The organism is Coleofasciculus sp. E1-EBD-02 (assembly GCF_040218245.1).
Taxonomy (GTDB): Bacteria; Cyanobacteriota; Cyanobacteriia; order Cyanobacteriales; family Coleofasciculaceae; genus Coleofasciculus.
This window is the reverse complement of sequence record NZ_JAVJQN010000249.1, coordinates 26340-39031: the sequence shown is the minus strand read 5'-3', so window position 1 is coordinate 39031 and position 12692 is coordinate 26340. Positions and strand designations below refer to the sequence as shown.

The 12692-nt window shown below is 44.9% G+C and carries 14 protein-coding genes; 4 read left to right on the top strand and 10 right to left on the bottom strand.

Features of this window, described 5'->3' with window-relative positions:
- Nucleotides 1–546: 546 nt before the first annotated feature.
- Nucleotides 547–1002: a hypothetical protein gene (locus RIC07_RS36505; protein WP_446398776.1), complete on the top strand. Its 456-nt coding sequence runs from the start codon at nt 547–549 to the stop codon at nt 1000–1002.
- A 92-nt stretch (nt 1003–1094) separates the two neighbouring features.
- Here the strand turns inward: RIC07_RS36505 and RIC07_RS36500 are convergent, their stop codons facing one another.
- Complete coding sequence (locus tag RIC07_RS36500; RefSeq protein WP_446398775.1) at nt 1095–1448, bottom strand: hypothetical protein; 354 nt, start codon at nt 1446–1448, stop codon at nt 1095–1097.
- Nucleotides 1449–1485: 37 nt separating this feature from the next.
- Nucleotides 1486–1824, bottom strand: a complete 339-nt coding sequence (locus RIC07_RS36495) for a hypothetical protein (RefSeq protein WP_446398774.1) — start codon at nt 1822–1824, stop codon at nt 1486–1488.
- Nucleotides 1825–1942: 118 nt separating this feature from the next.
- Here RIC07_RS36495 and RIC07_RS36490 point away from each other — a divergent pair, with 118 nt between their 5' ends.
- Nucleotides 1943–3544 carry a peptide ligase PGM1-related protein gene (locus RIC07_RS36490; RefSeq protein ID WP_446398773.1) on the top strand — a complete coding sequence of 534 codons (1602 nt, stop codon included), beginning with the start codon at nt 1943–1945 and terminating at the stop codon, nt 3542–3544.
- A gap of 86 nt (nt 3545–3630) precedes the next feature.
- Nucleotides 3631–3924, top strand: coding sequence for a DUF433 domain-containing protein (locus RIC07_RS36485; protein WP_446380286.1), 294 nt, complete (start codon nt 3631–3633; stop codon nt 3922–3924).
- Nucleotides 3925–4293: 369 nt separating this feature from the next.
- Here RIC07_RS36485 and RIC07_RS36480 read toward each other — a convergent pair whose 3' ends face one another.
- The 8 genes from RIC07_RS36480 to kaiC all read right to left on the bottom strand — a co-directional run bounded on the left by RIC07_RS36480 (nt 4294) and on the right by kaiC (nt 11155).
- Nucleotides 4294–4647, bottom strand: a complete 354-nt coding sequence (locus tag RIC07_RS36480; protein ID WP_446380288.1) for a phenylpyruvate tautomerase MIF-related protein — start codon at nt 4645–4647, stop codon at nt 4294–4296.
- A gap of 212 nt (nt 4648–4859) precedes the next feature.
- Complete coding sequence (locus tag RIC07_RS36475) at nt 4860–5342, bottom strand: flavin reductase family protein (RefSeq protein ID WP_446398772.1); 483 nt, start codon at nt 5340–5342, stop codon at nt 4860–4862.
- Nucleotides 5343–5481: 139 nt separating this feature from the next.
- Entirely contained in the window at nt 5482–5886 is a 405-nt protein-coding gene (locus RIC07_RS36470) for a zf-TFIIB domain-containing protein (RefSeq protein WP_446398771.1), read from the bottom strand.
- Nucleotides 5887–6089: 203 nt separating this feature from the next.
- Nucleotides 6090–6944, bottom strand: a complete 855-nt coding sequence (gene cobM / locus RIC07_RS36465; RefSeq protein WP_446398777.1) for a precorrin-4 C(11)-methyltransferase — start codon at nt 6942–6944, stop codon at nt 6090–6092.
- Between the two features lie 408 nt (nt 6945–7352).
- Nucleotides 7353–8231 (bottom strand): prolipoprotein diacylglyceryl transferase, encoded by an 879-nt coding sequence (gene lgt, locus RIC07_RS36460; RefSeq protein ID WP_446398770.1) that lies wholly within the window; start codon nt 8229–8231, stop codon nt 7353–7355.
- A 64-nt stretch (nt 8232–8295) separates the two neighbouring features.
- Entirely contained in the window at nt 8296–8790 is a 495-nt protein-coding gene (locus tag RIC07_RS36455) for a DUF427 domain-containing protein (protein WP_446380292.1), read from the bottom strand.
- A gap of 180 nt (nt 8791–8970) precedes the next feature.
- Nucleotides 8971–9324, bottom strand: coding sequence for a circadian clock KaiB family protein (locus tag RIC07_RS36450; protein WP_446398769.1), 354 nt, complete (start codon nt 9322–9324; stop codon nt 8971–8973).
- A 127-nt stretch (nt 9325–9451) separates the two neighbouring features.
- Entirely contained in the window at nt 9452–11155 is a 1704-nt protein-coding gene (kaiC, locus tag RIC07_RS36445) for a circadian clock protein KaiC (protein ID WP_446398768.1), read from the bottom strand.
- Between the two features lie 313 nt (nt 11156–11468).
- Here kaiC and rlmN point away from each other — a divergent pair, with 313 nt between their 5' ends.
- Nucleotides 11469–12548 carry a 23S rRNA (adenine(2503)-C(2))-methyltransferase RlmN gene (gene rlmN, locus RIC07_RS36440; RefSeq protein WP_446398767.1) on the top strand — a complete coding sequence of 360 codons (1080 nt, stop codon included), beginning with the start codon at nt 11469–11471 and terminating at the stop codon, nt 12546–12548.
- Nucleotides 12549–12692: the final 144 nt, after the last annotated feature.

Genomic DNA, 12692 nt, shown 5'->3' with positions numbered 1-12692 from the left:
TGGCTCAATTATCAAATTTATCAAGGAGACAATAACGTAAAAACTTCAACCTTACCGGGACAATCTCAGCCAAAAATTCCCAACTATGCCGATAACCTCAAGCTAAAAAACCGGGTAATCGTTTTAACCCGTTTTAACGGGTTTAAGCTTTAAGCCAGAACTTTAGTTCTAGGCTCAATTATCAAATCAATCAAGGAGACAATAACGTGAAAACTTCAACCTTACCGGGACAATCTCAGCCAAAAATACCCAACTATGCCGATAACCTCAAGCTAAAAAACTGAGTAATCGTTTTAACCCGTTTTAACGGGTTTAAGCTTTAAGCCAGAACTTTAGTTCTTGGCTCAATTATCACATTAATCAAGGAGACAATAACGTGAAAACTTTAACCTTACCGGGATAATCTCAGCCAAAAACCACCAACTATGCCGATAACCTAAAGCTAAAAAACCGAGTAATCGTTTTAACCCGTTTTAACGGGTTTAAGCTTTAAGCCAGAACTTTAGTTCTCGGCTCAATTATCAAATCAATCAAGGAGACAATACCGTGAAAACTTCAACCTTACCGGGACAATCTCAGCCCAAAATCCCCAACTACGCCGATCGCACGCCCCAGTATTACATCGACAAAATGGAGCCAGAACTCCGAGCAAGTTTCAATCCCCAACAGCTTCAGGCAATATTTAATCTGTTAGATGAGGCAATTCCCAAGCCATCACCCAAGATTGTCGATTTAAGATTTTTAGTCGATTTAATCGTCACCCGCTTCTATGTCGTGTTATTAGTCGGTAAAGATAGGCGACGAAAACCCCGGCGTTACATCCCCAAAGGCGTAGCTAAAGTTGGCAATGTAATCGCGGCAATTATCCTACTGTTAGGCGCAAACCTGCTACTAAGCGCCAGTTTATTCCTATTCGCGTACTTACTCAAATCCTTAGTCGGCATCGATTTCTTTCCCGGCGATCGTCATCTTCCCGATATAATTAAAAGCATTTTTCAGTAAGCTTTAACGGTGCAAGGTGTGCATTATTGGTGGGTTACAGCGGATATCCCATTAAATGGTTATTTCCTCGATTTAATTCCGCCTAACCCACCCTACTGGCGCTCCCTGTCTTCTGCTCTGGGTTTTAATAATCCAAATTCAAACACCTGCCGAAAATAATTCACGATCACAAAAAACAAAAAACCTAACGATAGAAGCAGTTCAGCAAACTCTTGGTCTCTGGAAATAACGAATCCTAACCCATCGGTATATTCAAGAATGACATAAATAACCAACGCCAAACTAAAAAATATCGCCAAAAACCAACTAGGGATTAAATAAGTGAGATAGTGATAACCCCCTTGCTGATTTTGTCGATGCGAACGATACCAGAAAATAATCCCTAACAAACAGATAAAACTAATCCCGATAATTCCTTCCCCCCAATAATCCTGAAACCAGACCAAATTATGAATCGTGAATTCTCCTTGAACATTGTAGGCTTCAAAGAAAGGGGGGAGTTCCCAGCCAAATAATCGTGGCGAATATCGGGAAAACTAAGAGAAACCTCTTCATTCTTTCTCGCCCGGAAAACAGGGAAAAATGAACCAGCCTTTTAATCGCTTGGCTTTTCCCCAAAAGGAACAACAATATACCTAAAATTAAGGCACTGATATTACTCAAATTCCACGTCCAGCCCGGATAGGACTCTAAAAACGGAGAGATTTTAGCCAGTTGGGCAATGGCGGCACCGATGCCAAACAGCATAAACATGATGCTGATGACTCGACTAAAAATAGTGATGCGCCCTTCCAGCGCTTTGGTTTTGGGATAGAGGGTCATCCTTGATGTTTCGCCAGTAAACGTTGATTGCTTTTCAAAGATTAACGTTTACACTATCACAGTTGTGCCAAGTAACCGTTACTATTGCTATGTATAATATTGAGGCGGTTCAGGGGCAATGCATGGATTGAATTCATCCTCCTCCACACAAGCAGAACGGTTTCGGCGGCTTCAGAGTCAGTTGCGCGATCGCTGGTCTAGTATTGATCTATTTGACCAGGACGATCGCGACATCTTGGTGGTGCCGTCTGTTACTGTGGATCAGCGGGAACTGGCGAAGATTCCCGGTTTCCTGCATTATGAGGAACGGCTGTTATTTTCCCTGATTCGCTTACGCAATCCCCGCACCCGCCTGATTTATGTGACGGCGGTACCGCTATCGCCGATAGTCATTGATTATTACTTACAACTTTTACCCGGCATTCCCTTTTCTCACGCTCGTGAGCGTTTGATGCTCCTCTCCACCTATGACGCCTCACTCAAACCCCTCAGCCAAAAAATATTAGAACGTCCCCGGCTAATGGCGCGAATTCGTCAAGCGTTGCGTCCGCACAAGTCGTATATGGTCTGTTATAATTCCACTCAGTTTGAGCGAGAATTATCGGTAAAACTCAGTCTACCGCTTCTCGCACCTGACCCCGATTTACTTTACTGGGGAACCAAGAGTGGGAGTCGGGAAATTTTTAAAGTTAGTGGTATCCCCCATCCCGATGGTTGCGAAACGCTGTGGACGGTGGACGAGTTGGTAGAAGCGGCGGCTGTGTTGTGGGAACGTCATCCTGATTTAAAGCGGATGGTGATTAAACTCAATGAAGGCTTTTCTGGGGAAGGGAATGCGATTCTGGATTTGAGAAAAATCCCCGATGCTGCACCCGGAAAAGCGTCTCATGATCAACGGGTTGCAGCTATCCATGAAGACTTAGACCATTTAGGCTTTCAGGCAAATAATGAAACTTGGACTCAATTTTCCAGTCGCATCCCCGAATTAGGCGCGATTGTCGAGGTCTTTATCGAAGGAGAGAATAAGCGATCGCCTAGTGTGCAAGGGTATATTACCCCGAATGGTGACGTGAAGATACTCTCCACCCATGATCAAATTTTAGGGGGTCCAGATGGTCAGATTTATCTAGGATGTCGATTTCCCGCCGATGCAGCCTATCGCTTACCCTTACAACAGATGGGAATTAAAGTGGGAGAAGCCTTGGCAGAAAAAGGGGCGATTGAACGGTATGGCGTGGATTTTGTCGCCGTTCACCAGCCGGAGAAGGGGGAGAATGCTTGGGATTTACAGGCGATCGAAATTAACTTACGCAAAGGGGGAACCACCCATCCGTTTATGTCGCTGCGGTATTTAACCAATGGTCATTATGACGCCTCAACGGGTTTATTTCACAGCCAGCAAGGTCGTCAGAAATATTACATCGCTACGGATAATTTACAACGGGATCATTACCGAGGATTAATGCCTAATGATCTGATGGATATTATCACCCATTATCGCCTACATTTTGATAGCAGTACCCGGACGGGGAATGTGTTTCATCTGATGGGCGCCCTCTCGGAGTTCGGCAAACTCGGATTAACCTGTATTGGCGACTCCCCTCCCGAAGCGGAGGCATTTTATAACCAGGTGATGCAAGTATTGGATCACGAAACTACAGGGATTGATAATGACCAGTTTTCTTATCCCTGTGAACCCATTTCCTGGTTCTCTAAGTGATATCGAATCCGCTTGATTGCACACAGATGCGGCTTTCCCGTAGTTAGGATGGTAATAAAAATGAGCTATCTCCTAGGGTTTGATTAATGACGACTACATCAGTTTCCAGATATGTCACTCGTAATCCAGACATTTTAAACGGTGAACCGATTATCATCGGGACGCGCATATCGGTGCGAGTCATTGTCGGCTTATGGCGATTGGGTACTCCTCCTGAAGAAATTCCGGCTCAGTATCCCCAGCTTACCCTGGCTCAAGTCTTTGATGCCCTGAGTTTCTATTTAGATAACCAGGCTGAAATCAATGAGTATATTGAGCGAAATCGAATCCCAGACGATCTGATTCATCCCGCAGTTCGCAAAGCCTTAGAAGCTGAATGAAAATCTTTGCGTCACTCTACACAGATGACGCTCGATAGCCAATAGGATAGGATGCTGACCTTGATTAGGTTGGGAGCATCCCAATTTGGCACGTTGGCTCTTTTAATGGGGCTGAAACCCTTGCCATTGTGTTACTTGAGGTAATGCTTTGTCCAAAACGGGATGCTCCCATTAGGTTAGTTTGGCGTGCCAATACAGCACGGTAGAGATCCCCCCAAACCCCCCTTAAAAAGGGGGGCTTACTTTGGGTGCATGTCAACGAATGTAGGTTGGGTTGATGTCCTGTCCCCAACAAGCACGGGTTAGCTTTTGGATATTATCTGCTATCCGTGAAAACAGCAAAAGCTCGATCAGGATAAAACCAACCCCTCAACCAAAGGTTGTACCGTTCCACCCCCACATACTACCCTTGGCGTCAGCGAACTCAATATAAATTCGCTTAATCGGGACACCCAGCTTTTCACTAATCACCTGGCAAAAGTCTTGACTCATTGCCTGGGTTTGGGCTGGATTCATCGTGCCAATATTTTTGACTTCCATGTAGCAGGTTGGCTCAACAGTACCGCCAAATGTCATGGATACACCATCTTCAAATGCTGTCATCACATAGGATTCAGGTTTCCCTACATGCTGGGCTAGCTTACCGGAAAGGGTTTTAAGCAACCCTTCCACTAGGGTAGGTTCTGGATTACTGACAGATGATTGAACTTTAATCAGAGGCATAGGCTTATTGTTTCAACTTCATTAGAACTGAGATCTTGCAGCACTGGTCATAAATCCCCAGTTACCCGGTGGTTGGTAAGAGCAACACATGATCATAGAAGGGTGTTTAGGTTTATAACTCTTGCCCACTCTACGTCAAATCAGCTTACCCTTAACTGTTGCCAGAGCTGAGTTAGAACCATTTGGGATATGGGACAATTGGCGTTCAGTCTCTAGCCACCATATTGCCAACCAGTGCTTTCGAGTAAAAGCGGTTCTCCTGCCCGGTGGATACCTGCGGCAATCACTTCCCCCACATAAACACTGTGATCTCCCTTTTCCACCGAATCGACTACTTTACATTCGATGTAACCGAGGGAGTCAGAAATGATCGGACAGCCTGTCGCTTCTCCTTCATAAAATTCCACATCCGCGAACTTATTCCCAACCCGGCTTTGGGGTTTAAAGAATTTCGCCGCCATGTCTTTTTGTCCATTTTCTAGGAAGCTGATGCTGAACACACCATTTTTTTTCAGCATTTCGTGAGAACCTGTCTCTCTCTTAATACAATTAACCACCAGTGGCGGTTCAAACGAAGACTGCATCAGCCAACTTACGGTGAAACCGTTTAAGTTATCATCATCTTTGACGCCGCAGATATACAGACCATGCGGAATCTTACGCAGCATCGTTTTTTTCGCTTGTTCGTCTAGCAAGGCATCCTCTCCCTAGTTGCACAGATATGGCATTCAGTTTACCAAGAGGTCAGGGGTTTTGGGTGCAGGGGAGAGTTTTGAGTGTTGAGTTAAATTCCCCAGCTCCCTCTGCTCCCTCTGCTCCCTCTGCTCCCCCAGCTTACCCATCTCCGGAAGGAGGACGCCAGGTTTTGCGAACTCGACCTAAAATCCTTTTGCGTGAGAAATTCCGCTTAAACTTCTTAAATTCACCCGCATCTAACCAGACGCCATGACACTGGGGGCATTTTTCATACCAGATACTATATCGATCAATATCAATCATGCGAAACATCGTCGCGCCACAGCGAGGACAATACACATCGTCGTCCACTTGATCAAATTGATGTCCCGTTTCTGGATCTCCAATATCCAAACTCTCGGAGTCTTTAATCCGCTTGAGTTTTTCAGCTTCTAGAGAATCAAACCAAATCCCTTTGCAGTTACAGCAGCGATCAATTTCTATGCCACCATGGGTGATAGACACTAAGCTTGCACCACATTTAGGACAAACGGTTGGCTTCATAGTTGACTAAGGAACAGGGAACAGGCAATACAATCACTATACTCGCAGGGTTAATGATCGGAATTTTAACGCCATTGTTAGCCTGTTGGGTTTCGCTTACGCTCTACCCAACCTACCACCCTATTGGGGCGGGTTTAGTCAAGTTAGGGGTGTCTCCCCCAGCTCCCCCAGCTCCCCCAGCTTCCCCAGCTTCCCCAGCTTTCCTATCTCCCCTCGCGGCGAAAGAGGTGGGAGTGTTCCGGATGATAGAGGCGGGAACGTGTTCCTACTTTGGTATCTTGGCTAGATATTGTCTCTGGTAAAGACCAGGGTGTTTTTAAGGCGGGACTAATAATATAAAGTGTTGTCCGAATTAGATTTTCCTGGTGAGTGAGTGCTGCCATTTGCTCTAGAGGGACAAGCCACATTTTTTCATCGGACCAACTAATCCGGAAACAGACAGCAACCGGGGTATTGGCTGGATAATGTTGCATCAGTTTGGCTTGGGCGGCGTCTATATGACGAGCGCTGAGATAAAGACAAAGACTGGCTTGATGCGCGGCTAGGGATGCTAATTCTTCTGACTCAGGTACGGCTGAGGCTCGACCACTAATGCGCGTCAGGATAATGGTTTGTACCACGTCCGGCACAGTGAGTTCAACTCCTAGTTTAGCTGCCGCCGCTTGGTAAGCACTAATACCAGGAATCACTTCAAAGGGAATTTCTGCCTCGGTAAGGGCTTGCATTTGCTCGTGAATGGCGCTGTATAGACTCAGATCACCCGAATGCAGACGAACTACCGATTTTTGCGATCGCACTCGTTCAATCATCAGGGGTAAGATGTCTTCTAGGGTTTTATTCCCAGTTCTGATAATTTCTACATCCGGACGGGTTTCCTGCAAAATTTGTGATGGCACTAAGGAGTCGGCAAATAAAATAACATCTGCTTTTTGCAGCATTTTCAACGCTTTAACGGTTAATAACTCCGGATCTCCAGGTCCAGCACCAATAATGTAGACGGCTGGGGCTAGGGAAGGGAGAGGGTTTTGAAGTTGAGTAGAGTCAGAACTTTGATACATATAAATTTCCGGATTAGGTTCATAGGGATAAGAAGAAAGAAATGGTAGATGCACCCTGGTTCAGTCCTAGAGATTTTTTCTCTGGGACTTTTGTTATTTTTAGGCGACTTTTCCGGATTAGGTTCATAGGGATAAGAAGAAAGAAATGGTAGATGCACCCTGATTTAGTCCTAGAGATTTTTTCTCTGGGGCTTTTGTTATTTTTAGGCGATTATTCCGGATCAGGTTCATAGAGATAGGAAGAAAGAAATGGTAGATGCACCCTGGTTCAGTCCTAGAGATTTTTTCTCTGGGGCTTTTGTTATTCTCCACCTCACGGTATCTTGGAGTTTGTGAAGAGTGCAGCAGGTCTCAGTTTAAACTTGTAGATGGTATTCTAGCGTTAAATTGACACCAATGAACCTTGTACTACTCAGATACTGCATCCCATTGCTGATTTTCTGGTGGTACAACATCGGGAAGAGGGCGACGGAACCAGTAGAGCCATGCTAAACCTGCCAATCCCAAGAGAATTGACACTAAACTGACAATTTGAGCAATGCGTAAAGGTCCTACCATCAGGCTATCCGTTCGTAATCCTTCAATCCAAATGCGACCTGCACTATAACCCACCAGATAAATTAGTGCCAATGTGCCAACTTTCAGGTGCGGTTTTCGTTTCAAATCCCGCCAAAATAAGGTGATCAGTATCGCAAAAATCAATAAATTCCACAGTGACTCATAAAGAAACGTGGGATGGAAATATTGATAATTTATGTACGCTGGAGGGCGCTGTTGGGGAGGAATATACAGTTTCCACGGTAAATTTGTGGGACTGCCAAAGGCTTCTGAATTAAAGAAATTACCCCAACGTCCAATAGCTTGCCCCAAAATCAGCGAAGGAACAACCAAATCGGCTAATAACCAAACCGATAGTTTCTGAATCCGGGCAAAAATGATCGTGGCGACAAGTCCACCCAAAATAGCACCGTGAATCGCGATACCCCCTTTCCAAATCGCAATAATATCTTCCGGGCGTTGGGCGTATTGTTCCCATTCAAACAAGACATAGTAAAGTCTGGCACAGGGAATTGCCCCAATCACCAGCCAGATTGCTAAATCTGCGATCGCGTTTGGATCAACGTTACGGCGTTTGGCTAAATATTGGGATAGACTGACTCCAATTAATACGGCTGAAGCAATGAGTAAACCGTACCACCGGATCGTCAGTGGTCCTAGCTTCACCAGAATGGGTCCTGGAGAGGCAAATTGAAACGCCAGGATCAGGGAAGGTATGGCTTGCAGCATTTGGGTATAGCGGAGAGTGAATTAAAAATGGTCAATGTATTCGCGTGAGTTCCCAGGCTCAACTTTACCATCCCATTGTTCCGGGTTCACCCTTGAATGGTCCAACAATATCCTTGGTGATCCATCCCCCGTAGAAGTCCCCTGGCTGAGATTGGACTAATTCATCATCGACATAGCAGGCGTCCATTTTACTGGCATAAAAGCTAACGTGATCTTTAATCGAAGCAAACTCTGGAGTTGGTTCAGGATAATACCAGGCGGCATTAGCAGCCCGCTTGTCACCCACCACAACGTCGGCGTATCCAGCCATTCCCTTCCATTCACAAAAACTTTTACGCCCTGTCTTCGCTAAATGTTCCAGCTTGATGTCTTCCGGTGGGATGTAATAGCAGGGAGGATGGCTGGTTTCCAATACCCGTTTTGCCCGTCGGGTATCTGCGATCGCGATCCCGTTAAAGATGATCCGAATATGCTTGGTTGTCTCCTCTAGGCGAGGAGGACGTGGGTAATCCCAGACAGATTCTTGACCCGGTTCAGGAGTAATACGATTGGGTTTCACGGTTTAGCTGTTTTCTCTAATGAGACGGCAGATTAGATGCTGTAGGTCTATGTATGTGTTGATAATGTTACCAGTTTCTCAAAATTTTTTCTAATCAATGCTCAACCTCATCAATTCTGAGCGGTTTTACACTCACTCACTCAATTAATCGACCCCTGGTGTTAAAAATAGGTTAATTGATCAAATACTCAAGCAAATCTTAACCTTTTCCTTATCCGTCATATCCCCAATTAAACGCTGTAAAGGAGGAGGAAGTTCTTTGATCAGAGTTGGTACAGCAAAAATCTGCTCTTGTTCTAAACGTTCTGGATTTTCGTAGATGTCGATAATTTCCAGTTCATAACGTCCTTTTAAATGTTCTTCACAGATACTTTTTATATTTTTAACCGCCTGTATCGATTTGAAACTATTTTGAGCAACATACAAACGAAAAACATAAGTTTGTACCTCCAGGTTAGCAAAGGAATCTAAACTGGTTTGAGAGTCTTCGAGTAACTCCGACGAATTGTCATTGTTTTTGTCGAAATCATTCATAACGATGCTGTTTTGCCTCCCTATAATACTAATCTAGTCATTGTACCGTGACTTCCTCAAAAACTGATCTGCCAAAAGATTCAATTCTTTTGATCATGTATTATGTATTCCTTATTAATTCTTATTCTTACATCTCCTCTAGGGAATCAGCATCCCGTATCTGCGCCCTTAGTTGGCGATCTTGGATCAGTGTCTTCTCCCGCAACTTCTCTTGCTGAATCATTTGCTCTATTTCTTCTTTTTGAGTTTCAAATTCAGCTTGCAACGCTTGAATCTTAACTTCCATAATCTGACGTTTGCGTTCGATTTCATGTTGCTTACGTTCAATGGCTTGTCGGCGAACTAATGCCTCTGCCTTTTCTTGTGATTCTTGGATGGTTCGTGCGGTTCCCGCCATTACACCACCGACTCCCCGATACACATCAACCAATTGCACTCCCGTATCGGTCAACCGAAATTCACGGACTTGATGAGAATGTTTCATCCCGCGAGATTTGAGGACATAAAGTAAGCGATTGCGTTCGCCGCTACTTTCCTCATCCCGCAACAACAACCAGGTATCCATCAATGAAGAAATACCTATATCAGTCTGTTCTAGGGGATTTCCGCCTAAGTTGAGATGGGTCAAAACTGTAGTAATTTGGTGAGTTTTAAAGAAATCAACCAGACGCATCATAAAGGATTTGATTTGCATGTAGTTACCAATATCCGTCAAATTCGATATCGGGTCGATGATAACAACAGTGGGTTTAAAATCATTAACAAAACGATGAATTTTGACTAAATGCGTCTCTAACCCATAAAAAGTGGGACGCATCGCTTGAATTTTCAATAAACCCTTGTGTATAGATGGCTCCAAATCGATGCCAATCGATCGCATATTGCGGATAATCTGGCTAGCCGATTCCTCGAAGGCAAAGTAGAGACATCGTTCTCCCCGCAAGCAAGTTGCCTCAGCGAAATGGGCGCACAGTGAACTCTTACCTGTTCCCGCCGTACCAGAAATAAGAACACTACTTCCACGAAAATAGCCTGCACCTCCCAGCATGGTATCCAAGCGCTCAACGCCTGTAGATATCCGCTCATTAGATACCTGGTAATCTAATCCCACAGAGGTGAGGGGTAATACAGAAATTCCGTCATCTTCAATCAGGAATGGATATTCGTTTGTACCGTGTCTAGAACCGCGATACTTGACAATATGTAACCGTCGTGTTGCTAGTTCATTGATGATCCGTTGATTGAGGAAGATGACACAATCCGAAACGTATTCTTCTAAACCCTGACGAGTGAGCGTATTTTGACCACTTTCACCCGTAATAATCGCCGTCACTCCCTTTTCCTTCAGCCAAAGAAACAGTCGCCGCAATTCAGAACGCACGATCGCATTATTTTGCAATCCGGCAAATAAAACCTCTAGGGTGTCTAAGACAACCCGCTTGGCGTTAATTGAGTCAATGGCATAACCGAGACGAATAAATAAGGCTTCGAGATCATATTCGCCAGTTTCCTGGATTTGAGTGCGATCAATATGCACATAATGAATCCCAAGTTTCTTTTGATCGGCTAATGCTGTTAAATCCCAACCGAAGGAGGCGACATTCTGCGTCAGTTCCTCTGGCGACTCTTCAAAAGACATGAAAACACCTGGTTCCTGATACTCCGTGGCACCATGTACCAGAAATTCCATTGCCATCAGTGTCTTACCGCAGCCAGCTTGACCGCATAGTAATGTAGGACGCCCTTGAGGTAATCCACCATTGGTAATTTCGTCAAGTCCCTGGATGCCAGTTGGACATTTATTCAGCTTGGTTTGGTGTGTCTTTGTCATTTGTCATCCGTCATTTGTCTTATGTCCTTGGGAAGGGTTTGAGGAATATTTACAGGACTTAATAGAGTTTGGTTTATCTCCATTAACATACTTAGAGAGAATTGAGCGATTTTTTGATTAGAGCAATAATTGAATCAATCGATTCTCTAGGTTTATGCGTTATTCATTTTATTTTATCCCTACGGTTTCCTACCCCAACTCTTACTTAGGCGGTAGAATTAGATATAGACCCGACTGCCTCAATCTCACCTCTATTCCCGCTAATCGTCTTGACAAAAGCAACAATCTGTGAAAATAAAGAATCATCAGACTTATGGCTTACTCCGTCACCCCGTCCTCCCATTCCCCTGTCTCGCCAGAAAATAGTCAGTTAGATGGAAGCAAAACACCGCTATTAGGGGCAAGTTTGGCTGAGTTAACCCAGTGGGTACAACAGCAAGGACAACCTGCCTATCGGGGACGCCAGCTTCATAACTGGATTTATCAAAAAGGGGCGCGATCGCTGAGTGAGATTTCGGTCTTTTCCAAGTCATGGCGGCAAGCCTTAGTTGATGTCCCCATTGGTCGCTCTACTCTACATTATCGCTCTCAGGCTCCCGATCGCACGGTCAAATATTTGCTGCGGTTGGCAGATGGTAATATTATCGAAACCGTCGGGATTCCCACCGCTAATCGGTTAACGGTTTGCGTCTCCTCCCAAGTCGGTTGTCCCATGGCGTGTGACTTTTGTGCGACGGGGAAAGGCGGATTTACCCGGAATCTCCACCGTCATGAGATTGTTGATCAAGTTTTGACGGTTCAGGAGGATTTTGGGCAACGGGTGAGTAATGTTGTATTTATGGGCATGGGAGAACCTTTACTGAATTTAGAGGGGGTTCTCGCGGCTGTGCGTTCCCTCAATCAAGATATTGGCATCGGTATGCGATCGCTAACAATCTCCACCGTAGGCATTCGCGATCGCATTCGTCAACTGGCAGAACACAAACTGCAATTGACATTTGCTGTCAGTCTCCATGCTTCTAATCAGCACCTACGCGAACAACTGATTCCCAGTGCTAAACGCTATCCGTTAGCTGATTTACTACAGGAATGTCGGGATTATGTCAAGATAACCGGACGCCGAGTTACCTTTGAATATATCCTTTTAGCAGGACTAAATGACCAACCCGAACATGGAATAGAATTAGCTCAACACCTACGCGGATTTCAGAGTCACGTTAATTTGATTCCCTACAATCCGATTAGCGAAGTGGATTATCAGCGTCCTAGTCCCCGGCGAATTCAAGCCTTTGTTGAGGCATTAGAACAGCATAACATTGCCGTCAGTGTGCGTCGTTCTCGCGGTTTAGAAAAAGACGCCGCCTGTGGACAATTAAGGGCTTCAACGGTTTGATAAAAGAAAGGCAGAAGGCAGAGGGTAGAGGGCAGAATAAAAGGAGAAAGGTTGCCAGGTAAAAGGAAATGAGTGCAAGTAAATTTGCCTCGATAGCTCAAAACCCATACAAAATAGCGAGCGAGACGCTCGCACTACACAACT

Coding starts and splice junctions, on each gene's coding strand:
- RIC07_RS36480 (WP_446380288.1), bottom strand. CDS start 4,647: ATGCCTCTGATTAAAGTTCAATCATCTGTCAGTAATCCAGAACCTACC.
- kaiC (WP_446398768.1), bottom strand. CDS start 11,155: ATGACAAAGACACACCAAACCAAGCTGAATAAATGTCCAACTGGCATC.
- RIC07_RS36450 (WP_446398769.1), bottom strand. CDS start 9,324: ATGAATGATTTCGACAAAAACAATGACAATTCGTCGGAGTTACTCGAA.
- RIC07_RS36470 (WP_446398771.1), bottom strand. CDS start 5,886: ATGAAGCCAACCGTTTGTCCTAAATGTGGTGCAAGCTTAGTGTCTATC.
- RIC07_RS36485 (WP_446380286.1), top strand. CDS start 3,631: ATGACGACTACATCAGTTTCCAGATATGTCACTCGTAATCCAGACATT.
- rlmN (WP_446398767.1), top strand. CDS start 11,469: ATGGCTTACTCCGTCACCCCGTCCTCCCATTCCCCTGTCTCGCCAGAA.
- RIC07_RS36495 (WP_446398774.1), bottom strand. CDS start 1,824: ATGACCCTCTATCCCAAAACCAAAGCGCTGGAAGGGCGCATCACTATT.
- cobM (WP_446398777.1), bottom strand. CDS start 6,944: ATGTATCAAAGTTCTGACTCTACTCAACTTCAAAACCCTCTCCCTTCC.
- RIC07_RS36490 (WP_446398773.1), top strand. CDS start 1,943: ATGCATGGATTGAATTCATCCTCCTCCACACAAGCAGAACGGTTTCGG.
- lgt (WP_446398770.1), bottom strand. CDS start 8,231: ATGCTGCAAGCCATACCTTCCCTGATCCTGGCGTTTCAATTTGCCTCT.